This is a genomic window from Aeromonas sp. QDB62, from assembly GCF_027705695.1.
GTDB classification, from domain to species: Bacteria; Pseudomonadota; Gammaproteobacteria; order Enterobacterales; family Aeromonadaceae; genus Aeromonas; species Aeromonas allosaccharophila.
Map to the genome: position 1 here is coordinate 100,426 of NZ_JAPDCD010000001.1, position 15,114 is coordinate 115,539.

Sequence of the window (15,114 nt, forward strand, 5' to 3'; positions counted from 1 at the left end):
ATGTCCCGACTGTCAGGTTGCGCCAGCATGCAGACCAAAGACCAAATTTTTGCCGCCCCGATCGCCCGATTGGGCGACTTCTGTTTTGACGAACAGGTCGTCGACGTATTTCCCGATATGATCCAGCGCTCGGTGCCGGGTTACAGCAACATCATCTCCGCCATCGGCATGATGGCCGCCCGCTACGCTCAGCCCGAGAGCCGACTCTATGATCTGGGCTGTTCACTGGGCGCCGCCACTCAGGCGATGCGTCGCCATATCAGCCAGCCCGGGTGCCGCATCACCGCGGTGGATCTCTCCCACCCGATGATCGAGCGTGCCCGCGCCCACCTCTCCGGTTTCAAATCCGAGGTGCCGGTGGAGCTGGTGGAAGCAGATATCTGCGACATCGAGATTGAGAACGCCTCTGTGGTGGTGCTCAACTTCACCCTGCAATTTGTCGAGCCAGAGAAACGGGCTGCCCTGATCCAGCGCATTCACCATGGTCTGCGCCCGGGCGGGATCCTGATCCTGAGCGAGAAGTTCCGCTTCGAAGATGAGCCGGTCAACGAGCTGCTTATCGAGCTGCACCTGGATTTCAAGCGGGCCAATGGCTACAGCGAGCTGGAGATCAGCCAGAAACGCACCGCCCTTGAGAACGTGATGCGCACCGACAGCCTGGAGACCCACCGTGCCCGCCTGCGGGATGCCGGTTTCACCCATCAGGATCTCTGGTTCCAGTGCTTCAACTTCGGCTCCATGATTGCCATCAAATCCAGCGACGCCCAGCCATGATCGACTTTGCCAATTTCTATCAACTGATTGCCAAAAACCGGCTGAGCCACTGGCTGCATACCCTGCCCGCCCAGCTGCATGCCTGGCAACATGACAACCAGCATGGCGATCTGCCGCGCTGGAATCGTGCCCTCAACAAGCTGCCGGTGGTATCCCCCGGCAACATCGAGCTGAAAAGCCGGGTCGAGATAGGCTCGGCCGAGAGCCTTGGCGAAGGGGAGCGAAAGAAGGTCGAGAGCCTGCTGCGCCACTTTATGCCATGGCGCAAAGGTCCGTTCACCGTGCACGGCATCCACATAGATACCGAGTGGCGCTCTGACTGGAAGTGGGATCGGGTGTTGCCCCATATCAGCCCGCTCGAGGGACGCTACGTGCTGGATGTAGGCTGTGGCAGCGGCTACCACCTCTGGCGCATGGTGGGTGAAGGGGCCAAGCTGGCAGTCGGCATCGACCCGAGCCCACTGTTCCTCTGCCAGTTCGAGGCTATTCGTCACTTCGCGGGCAATGATCAACGCGCCCACCTGTTGCCGCTCGGTATTCAGGAGTTGCCGGAGCTACGCGCCTTTGACACCGTCTTCTCCATGGGGGTGCTCTATCACCGCAAATCCCCCATCGAGCACATCGAACAGCTGCGCAATCAATTGAAAGACGATGGCGAGCTGGTGCTGGAGACCCTGGTGATCGATGGTGGCGTCAACGATGTGCTGGTGCCGACCGACCGATACGGCAAGATGCGCAACGTCTGGTTTATTCCCTCCAGTGCCGCCCTCAAGCTGTGGGTCGAGCGCTGCGGCTTCACCGACGTGCGGATAGTAGACGAGAATATGACCAGCACCGACGAACAGCGTCGTACCGACTGGATGATTAATGAATCCCTGAGTGACTATCTGGATCCAGACAATCCGGCACTCACGGTAGAAGGACACCCGGCGCCGAAACGTGCCGTACTGATTGCCCGCAAGGCCAAAGACTAGCCGGTGGCGCTTGTGGAAGTTACACTGACCCCATTCCAGGAAGCACAGTTAAATGAATGACATGAAAAGCAAATTAAAAGGAATGACCCTGCTCTCCCTGCTTAGTCTCGGCGGGTGTGTCAATATGGAAAAAGCGCCTCAGGTTCCAGCTCTGACGCTGGCCGAGCTTCGTAGCGAGCTGAGCCAGAGCGAGCAGCGCCTGCAAACATCCATGGAACAGCAACAGAAGCAGTATGTGCAGCAACAGCACCTGCTGGTTCAGCTCAACACAGATGTCACCAATATGAAAGAGTCCGTCAAGCAAGTAGACCACAAGCTCGCCACCCTCCCGTCCGAGCCGCCCAAGCCGATGGCCATCCCCACCGAGAAGTGCCCGGCCCCCAATCAGGGTCACACCATCGATGGCAAGCTGATGGTCGGTGAAGCAGAGTGGATCTGGGTTGATGCCGCCAACGACGCCTTCCAGGCACGGGTCGATACCGGTGCGACCACCTCCTCCATCAGTGCGCAGGAGATCACCATTTTCGAGCGCAACGGCAAAAACTGGGTGCGCTTCTTCCTGAGCCATCAGGATGTGGACGACAAGATCCAGATCGAAGCGCCGCTGGTACGTCACGTGCGGGTGCGTCAGGCCTCTGCCGACGATCTTGACCGCCGTCCGGTGGTGCGTCTGGCCGTGCGCATTGGCGACATGACCGAGAAAGCCGAATTTACCCTGAAAGACCGTAGCGACATGACCTTCCCTGTGCTGCTGGGTCGCGAATTTTTGAAAGACATCGCCGTGGTTGATGTGGCCCGCGAATATATCCAACCCAAACCCAAGCTCAAGGATGTGAAATAATCCATGGTTTCCCGTAAGCCGTTCTATTTGCTGGTAGCCCTGCTGTACATTGTCGGCCTGGGGATGACGATCTATCACCATATCGCGTTGGATGTGCCGCTGACGCCCGGTGAAAAGCGCCAGATCTGGTCCATCGAAGCCAAGCTGGAGTTCGAGGCGACCGGTGATCCGGTGATCGCCTCCCTGGCCATTCCGGGCACCCAGCCCGGTTTCACCCTGATGAACGAGAACGCCGCCAGCCCCGGCTACGGTCTCTCCTTTGTCGAGAAAGATGGCGATGCCCGCGCCGAGTGGTCCATCCGCACCGCCTCTGGCCGTCAGGAGCTCTACTACCGCGTCGACATGATGGCGGATGCCCATGCCAAACCGGCGGCCAATCCGCAGCCGCCCGCCATCGAGAAGCAGATCGAGAGTGAGCCTTATGCCACCGCGATGAAGCAGATCCTCGAGCGGGCGCAGGAGCGCTCTGCCGATGGCTACACCCTGACTCGCGAGATCATCAAGGAGATCGAGAAGCAGGAGCAGAACGCCGAGCTGCTGAAAAAGCACAAGAGCCGCGCCAACCTGATCGCCGAGCTGCTCAACAATGCTGACGTGCCGACCCGCGTGGTACATGCCCTGAATCTGGAAGATGGCCGCCGTCGTCAGGAGCTGGTGGATTACCTGCAGGTGTTCAACAGCCCGACCGACTACAAGCTGTTCAACCCGCAAACCGGTGAGCAGGGCCGTCCGGCCAACCTGCTGCTGTGGGAATACAACTCCGGCGCCCTGCTGGACGTGACCGGTGGTCATAACTCCCGAGTCAGCTTCTCGATGATCGAGCAGGAGCAGCCAGTCAGCGTGGCGCTGGCGCAGAAGTTCGAGAAATCAGAGATGATGAACTTCTCCATCCACAGCCTGCCGCTGGAAGAGCAGACCCTGTTCAAGGGCTTGCTGCTGATCCCGATCGGCGTGCTGATGGTGGTGTTCCTGCGGGTGCTGGTGGGGATCAAGACCTCCGGTACCTTCATGCCGGTGCTGATCGCGGTCGCCTTTATCCAGACCTCGCTGGTCACCGGTCTGATCGGCTTCCTGCTGATCGTCGGTACCGGTCTTGTTATCCGTTCCTATCTGTCGCGGCTTAACCTGCTGCTGGTCGCCCGAATATCGGCCATCATCATCATGGTTATCTCGATGATCGGTATCTTCTCCGCGTTCGCCTTCAAGCTGGGGCTGACCGACGGGATGAAGATCACCTTCTTCCCGATGATCATCCTCTCCTGGACCATCGAACGGATGTCCATCCTGTGGGAAGAAGAGGGCCCGAAAGAGGTGTTCCGCCAGGGTGGTGGCTCTCTGCTGGTTGCCGTCATCGCCTATCTGGCCATGGATAACGAGCTGATCCGTCACCTCACCTTCAACTTCCTCGGCCTGCAGCTGGTGCTGATGGCGACCGTACTGTTGATGGGTAACTACACCGGCTACAAGCTGAGCGAACTGAAGCGCTTCAAGCCGCTGGTGGACGAGATGAAATCTGGCGTCACCCCGGGTAAGGACAAGTAACCGATGTGGTTCTGGGAAAAATACACCACCCCGTGGAGCCTGTCCCAATCAGGCATCCTCGGCATGAACAAGCGCAACCACTCCTACATCAGCCGCTACAATCCGCGCAGCCTCTACCCGCTGGTGGATGACAAGCTGCAGACCAAGCGGATTGCGCTGGATGCAGGGGTCACCGTGCCGGAGCTTATCGGCACCATCCGTGCCCAGCACGATGTGGGTCGCATCACCGAGCTGGTCAAAGATTGGCCGGGCTTCTGCATCAAGCCGGCCCGTGGCTCGGGCGGCAAGGGGATCCTGGTGATCCTGCGTCAGGAAAATGGCCTCTTCTACAAGCCCAATGGCAGCGCCTCTACCGGTCAGGATCTGGAGCGCCATGTCTCCAACATTCTGGCGGGGCTCTATTCGCTGGGCGGCAAGCCAGACGTGGCGCTGGTCGAAGGCCTCATCAACTTTGATGATGTGTTCGACGGTTACTCCTTCGAAGGGGTACCCGATGCCCGGGTCATCATCTTCAAGGGGTTCCCGGTGATGGCGATGATGCGCCTCTCCACCGCCGCCTCGGACGGCAAGGCGAACCTGCACCAGGGCGCCGTGGGGGTGGGTCTGTGCCTGCGTACCGGTCGTGCCCTGCGGGCGGTGCAGTTTGGCAATCCGCTGCGTCACCACCCGGATACCGGCCTCGATCTCTATGAGCTCAAGGTGCCCCACTGGGATACCCTGCTCACCCTGGCTGCCTCCTGCTACGAGATGTCGGGTCTGGGCTATATCGGAACAGACATGGTGCTGGACAAGTTCCGCGGCCCCATGCTGCTGGAGCTCAACGCCCGCCCGGGTCTGGCCATTCAAATCGCCAACGGTCGCGGCCTGGTGCCCAATCTCAAGACCATCGAGAAGCTGGGCCAGGTGAAGATGAACGTGGAGCAGCGGGTCAATTTCGCCAAGGATCACTTCGGGATCTTTGAGGAGTAACGCCTCTGCTTGTGAACTGAGCGCGCCTATGGCGCGCTTTTTTTTTATGGCTCATGTTTGTCTGTCGGCCCATCCCGTTCCCAACCATAGGGTCAGCATCTCATCCCGAAACGGCGAGTGCGCCAGCGAACAGCAGCTTGGAATAGCGTGGAGCGAAGGAGCGAAGGAGCGAAGGAGCGAAGGAGCGAAGGAGCGAAGGAGCGAAGGAGCGAAGGAGCCAGAAGAGTGTGACCGCTATGTCAGGGGATAGGTAAATCGCGGGTATAAAAAAACCGGCGCCAAGGCGCCGGTTCTTCACGCAGAGTGCGACCCGATTACAGGGAGTCAGCATTCTCGGACAGGTACTTGGCAACGCCATCCGGAGAGGCTTGCATACCTTTTTTGCCTTTTTCCCACTGAGCCGGGCACACTTCGCCGTGCTCTTCGTGGAATTGCAGGGCATCGACCATGCGCAGCATCTCATCGATGTTGCGGCCCAGCGGCAGATCGTTGACAACCTGATGACGAACGACACCGTTCTTGTCGATCAGGAAGGAGCCACGGAACGCCACACCAGCTTCCGGATGTTCAACGTCATAGGCTTTGCAGATTTCGTGTTTCACGTCGGCGATCAGCGGGTACTTGACCTGACCGATACCGCCATCTTCCACTTTGGTATTGCGCCATGCGTTGTGGGAGAACTGGGAATCGATGGAAACACCGATCACTTCCACGCCACGCTTCTGGAACTCTTCATAACGGTGATCGAAGGCAATCAGCTCGGACGGGCAGACGAAGGTGAAATCGAGCGGATAGAAGAAGACAACGGCAGCTTTGCCTTTGATGTGGGATGACAGGTTGAATGAATCAACGATCTCGCCATTACCCAGAACAGCAGCGGCGGTAAAATCGGGTGCGGGACGGCCTACCAATACCATATTCAATTCCTCTTTATGTGAAGTGAACAATCCGGTGAGGATTGGGCTACCTAGAGCCAAGTCCATCTAATTCAAGCGACAAACTATAGACCCGGTGGTAGATTAGTTAAATCAAATTAAATAGATAGCATTAATCGGGTTTTTCTATGCAACGTTGGCCCAGCCTCAAACAGCTGCAATATCTGGTCGCTCTCGATGAGCACAAAAACTTCAACCGCGCCGCCAAGGCCTGTCATGTCAGCCAGTCGACCCTGAGTACCGGGATCCAGACGCTGGAGGACATGATGAACCTGCAACTGGTGGAGCGGGACCACAAGAGCTTCATTATGACCCCGGTCGGCATGGAAATCGTCGAGCGCGCTCGCAATTTGCTCTCCGATGCGCGGGATCTGATGGAGCTCGGGCAACATCAGGGTGGCGTGATGCAGGGGACTGTGCGTCTGGGCTGCATTCCCACCATCGCCCCCTTCCTGCTCAGCAAGCTGCTCAAAGAGTGCAGCAAAACCTATCCTGACCTCGAATTGTTGCTGCGTGAAGACACTACCAGCAATCTGCTCAAGCAGCTGGAACAGGGTCAGCTCGATCTGCTGATCCTCGCCCTGCCCATCGAGATCGGTGGATTTCACTGCAAGACGGTCGGTCAGGATCCGTTCCATATGGTGATGCCCGCCAGCATGGCAGCCGGTCTGCATACCCCGTTCGACTACAAGGAGCTGCCCAACCAGAGCATCTTCCTGCTGGAGCGGGAGCACTGCCTCACCGAACACGCAGTGAGCGCCTGCCGCCTGCGGGACAAGAGCAAGATCAACCCGTTCGCCGCCACCAGCCTGCACACCCTGGTACAGATGGTGGAAGCGGGTCTCGGGACCACCTTCCTGCCGCAGATGGCCATCGATGCCGGCATTCTCGCCAACTCCGATCTGGTGGCCATCCCGCTGCCGGGAGAGACCCCCTATCGCGAGATAGGGCTGGTCTGGCGCCCCAGTACCACCCGGGTGCAGACCTTCTACAAGCTGGCCGAGCTGCTGACCCCGCTGGTCAGCCACTGCGAGTGACAGCAAACGCCAGCCCCCGGGCTGGCGTTTTTCAATCCCCCACCACATTTTTCCCTCCAGAGACTAGGTATGAAGCCAGATCCCTGTTTATGATGGAAAAGTTGTCGCGCCAGCGCCTGTAGCCAAAACGCTGTGGCAGAAACTGGCGCGCGATGAATGTCTCGTTTGGTAGATCCGTCCGTGGAGAGAGCCCCGATGTATCGCACGCTGCTGCTATCCCTGCTGACTCTGTTGCTGGCCGCCTGCTCCAGCACGCCGGAGCCGCCTCCGGCCCTCCGGCAGAGCAGTGCCTTTGATGGCTTCTACCAGCAGTGGCGAGGTGTCCCTTACCGGATGGGTGGCGCCAGCCGCGCCGGGCTCGACTGCTCCGCTTTTACCCAGCTCGCCTACAGTCAGGTGCTGGGCTTCAACCTGCCAAGAACCACCGAATCCCAGGCCAGCATTGGCAAACCGGTGGATCGCTACCGGCTGCAACACGGGGATCTGGTCTTCTTCAAGACCGGCTGGCAGCAGTACCATGTGGGGGTCTACACCGGTGCCGGCGAGTTTATTCACGCCTCCACCAGCAAGGGAGTGATCCGCTCGCGCCTCGACAACGTCTACTGGAACAGCCGCTACTGGCAGGCACGTCGGGTGACCCAGTAACGGCTCATACCCCTGCTCGTGGCACAAGTTGCGCGCCGACACCCTCCGTCAATCCCTGTCGTTATATCGAGGCACTCAGCCCACGCTTATAACTCAATTGGCCCCAAAGCCTGCATATCACACCATTTTGTGATAAGGTGGTGGCCAATTTTTAACACTTTCGCTGATTTCTCATACGCTCTCTGTCCTGATTGACAACAAGCGAGGCGATAACAAGCAGCGCGCGGCGAAGGTGGAGTGTGGTGCAACACTGCCGGACAGGTGGCCCACAGCAGCAGTATCAAGGGTTAAATAGATAAGGAGATCTGCAATGAAACAGTATCAAAGCTGGCTGGGGCAATACCTGATGAGTCGCCGTGACGGTGACCACGCCATGGCATGCGAGATGGCGAGTTCCATCTGCGAGTTCTGGCAGCAACAGGGTGATGAAAACGAACTGGACAAGTGGCAGCAGATTTACCAGAACCATCTGGAAAAGACCACCTGATCCCAACCGTTGCCTTGCTGCCAGCCTTCCGGTGTTGGCAGCAAGGCAACTCGCAACCAACCACCATCAGCCAACCTCTCTCCCCCAATATTCCCGCCATGTTAAACCGCGCTTTACCGTCTTCATTTTGCGCTTGCGCACCGGCCTCTGTTCATTCCATCTCGGCAGCCATCCCCTGTGCCCAGTCGATAAAGGCCTGGATCTTGGGGCACTCGCGGTTGGGCAGGGTCGCCATGTAATAACGCTGCTCGCACTTGACCTCCAGCCCGGCAAAAGGGGCCACCAGCTCGTTGCGCGCCAGCCGCTTGCTCACCAGATTCTTGCGCCCCATGGCGATACCTGCGTGATTCATGGCGGCGATAATGGCGAGATCCGAGCGATCAAAGCCCATGCTCAGCTGACATGCCTCGAGGCTAACCCCCGTCTGGCGAGCCCAGCAGCTCCACTCGTCGGTGTCCGAGTCAAATCCCCATGCCTGCCGATCATGGAGCAGACGACACAGGGACAAGTTGGCGGGATTGCCGACAAGCCCGTGCTGCTCGGCATATTCCGGGCTGCAAACCGGCAGCATGAACTCATCCATCAGCGGGTGGATGGCGAGCCGATCCGGGCTCTTCTCATCGAAATAGAGGGTCAAATCGATGCCATAACCGTGCAGGTTGATGTTCTCGTTGCCGGTGATGATATTGAGCTCGATCTGCGGGTAGAGACGAGAGAAATCCGCCAGCCTGGGCACCAGCCAGCACTGGGCGATGGAGGGGCGCGAATAGATGGTCAGGGTGCCGGAGAGCTCCTGATTCTTGATCTCCAGGATCTCCTGATTGATGAACTCCAGCGAGGATTTGAGCGCCCAGAAGACTCGCTGCCCCTCCGCCGTCAGTACCACCTTGCGGTGGAAACGCTCAAAAAGCTTAAAACCCAGCTCCTCTTCCAGCGCGCTGATCCGGTGGCTCACGGCACTGGGGCTCAGCGACAGTTCATCGGCCGCCATGGCAAACGATCCGTAGCGGGCGGCCGCCTCGAAGGTATGCAACTTGGCCAGCTGGTAGCCACTCAGCAGCTTATTGCGCGATATGTAATTATCCCCGTTATACATTCATCCCCCTCTTCGCAATGGCCGCCGATGATACACCCAAGGACCCGCCTTCAGGGTGATCTGAGAAGAACCAAAAAATGTAGTTTCGAGAAAATGTGATGAATGTGGCGAATTAGCATCATCTCAATTCACCCAAGAGCCGAATTTCATCATTTGTCAGCGACCCGCCATTTTCATTCAATAGCGCATAAACAATCACACACAACAGATGTCGAGGCGCAGTATGAGTTCAGAATTGTGGGTCATCGCAACATTGCTAAGCAGCATCATTCTTATCGTGGTTACCATAGTGAAGGGCAAGGTACACCCTTTCCTCGCCCTGCTGCTGGCAAGCTTCTATGTCGGCACCATGATGGGGATGAACCCTCTCAAGATGGTCAGCGCCATGGAAGAGGGCATTGGTGGCACCCTGGGCTTTCTCGCCGCCGTCATCGGCCTTGGCACCATACTCGGCAAAATGATGGAAGTATCTGGCGCGGCGGAGCGCATCGGTCTCGCCCTGCAGCAATGCCGCTGGCTCTCGCCCCAGGTCATCATGGTGCTGGTCGGTCTGGTGTGCGGCATCACCCTGTTCGTCGAAGTGGGGGTAGTGCTGCTCATTCCGCTCGCCTTCTCCATCGCCCGCAAGACCAGAACCTCGCTGCTGACCCTGGCCATTCCGCTCTGCACCGCCCTGATGGCCGTGCACTGCATCGTGCCGCCTCACCCTGCCGCCCTCTATGTCACCAATCAGCTGGGTGCCGATATCGGTTCCGTCATCGTCTATGGTCTGGCGGTGGGACTGTTTGCCTCTCTGGTGGGCGGCCCGCTGTTCCTGAAGCTGCTGGGTAAACGGGTGCCATTCAAGGAAGTGCCCGCAGCCTTTGCCGACATCAAGGCGCGCGATGAGGCAACTCTCCCGACCTTAAGCGCCTCACTCTTTACCGTGCTGCTGCCCATCCTGCTGATGCTGGCCAAGACGGTGGCCGAGCTCAACATGGATCACGCAAGCCACCTCTATGTTGTGCTGGAGTTTATCGGCAACCCCATCACCGCCATGTTTATCGCCGCCTTCACCGCCTACTACGTGCTGGGGATCCGCCAGCAGATGAAGATGGAAGGACTGCTCAACAAGACCGAGGAGTGCTTCTCCTCCATCGCCAACATTCTGCTGATCATCGGCGCGGGGGGCGCCTTCAACGGGGTACTCAAGGCAAGCGGGCTGGGCGACTCTCTGGCCACCATCCTCTCCCAGCTGGACATGCACCCCATACTGCTGGCCTGGCTGGTGGCCATCGTGCTGCACGCCGCCGTGGGCTCCGCCACCGTGGCCATGATGGGCGCCACCGCTATCGTCTCCCCCATCATGGTGCACTACCCGAACATCAGCCCGGAGATCATGACCCTGGCCATCGGCTCAGGCGCCATCGGCTGCACCATGGTGACCGACTCCCTGTTCTGGCTGGTCAAACAGTATTGCGGTGCCACCCTGAACGAAACGCTCAAGTACTACACCACCGCCACCTTTGTTGCCTCCCTGATGGCACTGGCCGGTACTTTCCTGCTCTCCTATATCGTGTAACAAGACCGAGAACCCTATGAAAAATATCGACGTACAACAGCTCACCAACCAATTCCCGCTGGTACAATCCCTGATCTCGCTCGAGCAGGTCAGCTGGTTCAACCTCAACGCCACCACCCTGGCAGTCGGTCTGCCCTATGTCGGGCTCGATAGCCGCAATGTGGCGGATGCCTCAGCCCGCCTGGCCCGCTTTGCCCCCTACATGTGCGAAGCCTTCCCGGAGACCCGCGCCAGCAACGGCATTCTGGAGTCAGAGATCGCCGCCATTCCGGCGATGCAACGCACCCTCAATGAACGCTACGGGGTCGAAGTGACCGGTAAGTTGCTGCTGAAAAAAGACAGCCACCTGCCCATCTCCGGCTCCATCAAAGCGCGCGGCGGTATCTACGAGGTACTGACTCACGCCGAACAACTGGCGATCAAGGCCGGTCTGCTCTGCGAAGAGGATGACTACCGCAAGCTGTTCAGCGACGAGTTTCGCCAGTTCTTCAGCCAGTACAGCATTGCGGTGGGCTCCACCGGCAACCTCGGCATGTCCATCGGCATCATGAGCGCCAAGCTCGGCTTTACCGTCACCGTCCACATGTCTGCCGATGCGCGGGAGTGGAAGAAACGCAAGCTGCGCGAGCATGGTGTCATCGTGGTCGAATATGCCGAGGATTACGGGGTGGCGGTGGAACAGGGGCGCAAAGAGGCCGAACGCGACCCCAACTGTTTCTTTATCGATGACGAGAACTCCCGCACCCTGTTCCTCGGCTATTCGGTCGCGGGCGAGCGGGTGAAAAAGCAGTTCGACCAGATGGGCATCAAGGTGGATGCCGAGCACCCGCTGTTCGTCTATCTGCCCTGCGGTGTCGGCGGCGGCCCCGGCGGGGTGGCATTTGGTCTCAAGCTCGCGTTCGGGGATAACGTTCACTGCTTCTTCGCAGAACCCACCCACTCCCCCTGTATGTTGCTGGGGGTCTACACCGGATTGCACGATGCCATCGCGGTGCAGGATCTGGGCATCGACAACCTCACCGCCGCCGATGGTCTGGCGGTAGGTCGCGCCTCCGGTTTCGTCGGTCGCGCCATGGAGCGGCTGCTCGATGGCTTCTACACCCTGAGCGATCAGGAGATGTATGACCTACTGGGGCTGCTGGCGCGCGATGAGCAGATCAAACTCGAACCGTCCGCCCTGGCGGGTATGGCAGGCCCGTGGCGCGTGGCGGCCAACCCGGAGTGGCAGGCGGCGCGTGGTTTCGATGCGACCACCATGGCACAGGCCACCCATCTGGTATGGGCCACCGGTGGTGGCATGGTGCCCGCCGAGGAGATGGCAAAGTACCTGGCCAGCGCCAAGATCTAGGCTGTTTCGCCACATTTATCTGCAAACAAACCCGCCATCACGGCGGGTTTTCTGTTTTGGGAACAAGGGGATGGGGCCGATCCATTGCAATCCGTGGCGACAATTTCCCCAAGTTGCTCAGTTTGTGCTAAAATGGCGCTCGTTTTTTGACATCTCGCGTCACGTTCGCAGCCAGATTGCCCATCGGGCACTCTGCCAGGGTCGTGACTCTGCACCATCATGTCTGGTGATGTCACCCCTCATGGCGAGCCATCCGGTTCCCATCAGAGAGGACACCATCAAGGGCACATGAGATAAGGAGATCGGGTAATGAAACAATATCAAAGCTGGCTGGGAGATTATCTGATGAGTCGCCGTGACGGAGATCACGCGATGGCCTCGGAGCTCGCCAACACCATCTGCGCCTTTTGGAAGGCACAGGGAGACGACGCAGAAACCAGCAAATGGCAGCAGCGCTATCAGCAACACGTAGAGCAGGCGCAATAAGTCCCTTCGCTCTTCACCGATAAAAAAACCGGCGCTCATGGCGCCGGTTTTGCGTTTCTGACCATCAACCGATCATTACATCTGGTCGATCATGTCCTGAGCAAACTGGGAGCAGGAGCGCAGGGTGGCACCTTCCATCAGACGCTCGAAGTCATAGGTGACGGTCTTGTTGGCGATGGCTGCTTCCATCCCCTTGATAATGAGATCGGCCGCTTCGACCCAGCCCATGTGGCGCAGCATCATCTCGGCAGAGAGGATCAGGGAGCCCGGGTTGACCTTGTCCTGACCGGCATATTTCGGTGCAGTACCGTGGGTAGCTTCGAACAGGGCCACACCGTCACCGATGTTGGCACCCGGCGCGATGCCGATGCCTCCCACCTGAGCGGCCAGCGCGTCGGAGATGTAGTCGCCATTGAGGTTCATACAGGCGATGACGTCATACTCGGCCGGACGCAGCAGGATCTGCTGCAGGAAGGCGTCGGCGATGACATCCTTGACCACGATAGTCTTGCCGGTTTTCGGGTTCTTGAAGGAGCACCAGGGGCCGCCGTCAATCAGCTGGGCACCGTACTCGCTTTGGGCCAGAGCATAACCCCAATCCTTGAAGGCACCTTCGGTGAACTTCATGATGTTGCCCTTGTGCACCAGGGTCACGGAGTCGCGATCGTTGTCGATGGCATACTCGATGGCGGCACGCACCAGACGCTCGGTACCGGCCTTGGACATCGGCTTGATGCCGATACCGCAGGACTCGGGGAAGCGAATCTTCTTCACGCCCATCTCGTTTTGCAGGAAGGCGATCACCTTGTTCGCTTCGGCGCTGTCGGCCTTCCACTCGATACCGGCGTAGATGTCTTCGGCGTTCTCGCGGAAGATCACCATGTCAGTCAGATCCGGACGCTTGACCGGGCTCGGGGTCCCTTCGTAGTAACGAACCGGGCGCAGGCAGATGTAGAGATCCAGCTCCTGACGCAGGGCCACGTTGAGGGAGCGAATACCGCCACCGACCGGCGTGGTCAGCGGGCCCTTGATGGCCACGCAATATTCACGAATGAAATCCAGGGTTTCGGCCGGCAGCCAGGCACCTTCGCCATAGATATGAGTCGATTTCTCGCCGGTATAGATCTCCATCCAGGCGATCTTGCGCTCGCCCTTGTAGGCTTTCTCGACCGCAGCATTCACCACATTCAACATGGCCGGGGTTACATCAACACCGATGCCATCCCCTTCGATAAACGGAATGATCGGATGGTTGGGAACCTGCAGCTTGCCGTTGGCATCGACTGTGATTTTCTGACCCTGGGTCGGGATTACTACTTTGCTTTCCATCGGCATCTCCTAACTTCCGTTTGTTATCAACTTGTTTGTTGCGCGCGGCCATCTTAGCCCATTCATTTTCATAATAAAACGACAAGAAAGCATGTCAGACCAAAGAGGTAGCCACCCGCCAGTGCGCCGTCACCATACCTCCCCGACCCCGCCCCGCTATCCCTCCAGCTCGCTGGCCGCCGCCTGTGGCTGACTCAGGGAGCGGTACTGGGAAGGGGTCAGGCCGGTCTTCTGTTTGAACACCCGGCAGAAGTAGTTCACGTCGGTAAACCCGCAGCGATTGGCGACCTCTTCGAGGCGGAAGCGATACTTCTTGAGCATGAACTTGGCCCGTTCCAACCGTACCCAGCTGATGTAGTCCGCCAGCCGCATGTGCCCCTGCTGGCGGAACAAACGGGAGAGGTGACTGGGGGAGAGATTGAAGCGGGCGGCGATGCATTCGCGACTGATGGGGCGGTGAAAGTTTTCCTGAATGTAGATGCAGATGCCGTGAAAGAGATCGGAGCCGCGAGGACGACCGCTCTCCGACTCCACCAGCAACTGCCGTGAGTAACTGAGCAGCGCTTGCAGCAGGTGATTGTCCATCGGCGCCCTTATCGGCTCCTGCGCCAGGGTATTAAGAGAAAGCAGGATATGATCGAGCGCCCGTCCGGCACCGGCCTGAATACTGTGCTTCTGCACATCGAAGAAGCCGGTGTCCCCCTTGTGCTTGCTCACCAGACTAAAGCCTATCTGACGTTTGCCGAACAACAGGCTGAGCACGGAGCAGTCGTTGTCCCAATCCGGCTTGTTCCAGCCGTTGGGGGGAATGTACATCGCCTCCCGCTGACCCATCTGGACCGACTGCACATCCCCTTCCGGGGACCAGATCTGGTTGAGATAGTGGCCGCTGAAGACCAGCTCGAGACGCGGGAAGTTGACCTGATAACTGAAGCAGGGTGGTACCCCTTTGTCAGAGGCAAACAACACCTTCTCAAAGCCTTCCCCCTCACTTAGAAAGCCATCCAACAGCTGGGTAAAGATGATACTCATGAATGATCCTGATCAAGATGCAGAGAGCAACCGATTGCGGTGCGCTGCCCCTGCCATG

At 58.6% G+C, this 15,114-nt stretch carries 15 protein-coding genes; 11 read left to right on the plus strand and 4 right to left on the minus strand.

The annotated features are described in order from the left end of the window. The first annotated feature begins 27 nt into the window (after positions 1-27). Genes cmoA through OKC27_RS00505 form a run of 5 tightly spaced genes read left to right on the plus strand, consistent with a single transcriptional unit; the run spans position 28 to position 5,100 of the window. Positions 28-774 carry a carboxy-S-adenosyl-L-methionine synthase CmoA gene (gene cmoA / locus OKC27_RS00485; protein ID WP_182937775.1) on the plus strand — a complete coding sequence of 249 codons (747 nt, stop codon included), beginning with the start codon at positions 28-30 and terminating at the stop codon, positions 772-774. After that, complete coding sequence (cmoB, locus tag OKC27_RS00490; RefSeq protein ID WP_042656037.1) at positions 771-1,748, plus strand: tRNA 5-methoxyuridine(34)/uridine 5-oxyacetic acid(34) synthase CmoB; 978 nt, start codon at positions 771-773, stop codon at positions 1,746-1,748. Before cmoA ends, cmoB begins: the two co-directional genes overlap by 4 nt. Before the next feature lie 52 nt (positions 1,749-1,800). Further along, on the plus strand, positions 1,801-2,589 hold the full coding sequence (locus tag OKC27_RS00495) for an ATP-dependent zinc protease family protein (protein ID WP_040067873.1): 789 nt from the start codon (positions 1,801-1,803) through the stop codon (positions 2,587-2,589). A 3-nt stretch (positions 2,590-2,592) separates the two neighbouring features. Next, a complete protein-coding gene (locus OKC27_RS00500) occupies positions 2,593-4,131 on the plus strand; it encodes an inactive transglutaminase family protein (protein ID WP_040067874.1) in 1,539 nt (512 codons plus the stop codon). A 3-nt stretch (positions 4,132-4,134) separates the two neighbouring features. Further along, positions 4,135-5,100 carry an alpha-L-glutamate ligase-like protein gene (locus tag OKC27_RS00505; protein ID WP_040067876.1) on the plus strand — a complete coding sequence of 322 codons (966 nt, stop codon included), beginning with the start codon at positions 4,135-4,137 and terminating at the stop codon, positions 5,098-5,100. Between the two features lie 314 nt (positions 5,101-5,414). Here the strand turns inward: OKC27_RS00505 and OKC27_RS00510 are convergent, their stop codons facing one another. Continuing rightward, the gene (locus OKC27_RS00510; protein WP_005337701.1) at positions 5,415-6,017 is read right to left on the minus strand and encodes a peroxiredoxin C; all 603 of its coding nucleotides are present in this window, start codon (positions 6,015-6,017) and stop codon (positions 5,415-5,417) included. Positions 6,018-6,163: 146 nt separating this feature from the next. Between OKC27_RS00510 and OKC27_RS00515 the strand changes: the two genes are divergently transcribed. The 3 genes from OKC27_RS00515 (at position 6,164) to OKC27_RS00525 (ending at position 8,204) form a co-directional block, all read left to right on the plus strand. Then, positions 6,164-7,072: a hydrogen peroxide-inducible genes activator gene (locus OKC27_RS00515; protein ID WP_042057802.1), complete on the plus strand. Its 909-nt coding sequence runs from the start codon at positions 6,164-6,166 to the stop codon at positions 7,070-7,072. A gap of 195 nt (positions 7,073-7,267) precedes the next feature. Beyond that, complete coding sequence (locus OKC27_RS00520) at positions 7,268-7,717, plus strand: NlpC/P60 family protein (RefSeq protein ID WP_234604188.1); 450 nt, start codon at positions 7,268-7,270, stop codon at positions 7,715-7,717. A gap of 310 nt (positions 7,718-8,027) precedes the next feature. Continuing rightward, positions 8,028-8,204 carry a hypothetical protein gene (locus OKC27_RS00525; protein WP_005337704.1) on the plus strand — a complete coding sequence of 59 codons (177 nt, stop codon included), beginning with the start codon at positions 8,028-8,030 and terminating at the stop codon, positions 8,202-8,204. Positions 8,205-8,355: 151 nt separating this feature from the next. Here the strand turns inward: OKC27_RS00525 and dsdC are convergent, their stop codons facing one another. Continuing rightward, positions 8,356-9,300, minus strand: coding sequence for a DNA-binding transcriptional regulator DsdC (dsdC, locus tag OKC27_RS00530; protein ID WP_042656035.1), 945 nt, complete (start codon positions 9,298-9,300; stop codon positions 8,356-8,358). A gap of 223 nt (positions 9,301-9,523) precedes the next feature. Here dsdC and dsdX point away from each other — a divergent pair, with 223 nt between their 5' ends. The 3 genes from dsdX (at position 9,524) to OKC27_RS00545 (ending at position 12,695) form a co-directional block, all read left to right on the plus strand. Continuing rightward, positions 9,524-10,861, plus strand: a complete 1,338-nt coding sequence (gene dsdX / locus OKC27_RS00535; RefSeq protein ID WP_042057809.1) for a D-serine transporter DsdX — start codon at positions 9,524-9,526, stop codon at positions 10,859-10,861. Positions 10,862-10,877: 16 nt separating this feature from the next. Beyond that, positions 10,878-12,209 (plus strand): D-serine ammonia-lyase, encoded by a 1,332-nt coding sequence (locus tag OKC27_RS00540; protein WP_270805788.1) that lies wholly within the window; start codon positions 10,878-10,880, stop codon positions 12,207-12,209. 309 nt (positions 12,210-12,518) lie between these two features. Beyond that, positions 12,519-12,695 (plus strand): hypothetical protein, encoded by a 177-nt coding sequence (locus OKC27_RS00545; protein ID WP_181221740.1) that lies wholly within the window; start codon positions 12,519-12,521, stop codon positions 12,693-12,695. A 75-nt stretch (positions 12,696-12,770) separates the two neighbouring features. Here the strand turns inward: OKC27_RS00545 and icd are convergent, their stop codons facing one another. Beyond that, positions 12,771-14,024 (minus strand): NADP-dependent isocitrate dehydrogenase, encoded by a 1,254-nt coding sequence (gene icd / locus OKC27_RS00550; protein ID WP_197930711.1) that lies wholly within the window; start codon positions 14,022-14,024, stop codon positions 12,771-12,773. Between the two features lie 156 nt (positions 14,025-14,180). Further along, positions 14,181-15,056: an AraC family transcriptional regulator gene (locus OKC27_RS00555; RefSeq protein ID WP_058054070.1), complete on the minus strand. Its 876-nt coding sequence runs from the start codon at positions 15,054-15,056 to the stop codon at positions 14,181-14,183. Positions 15,057-15,114 lie beyond the last annotated feature (58 nt).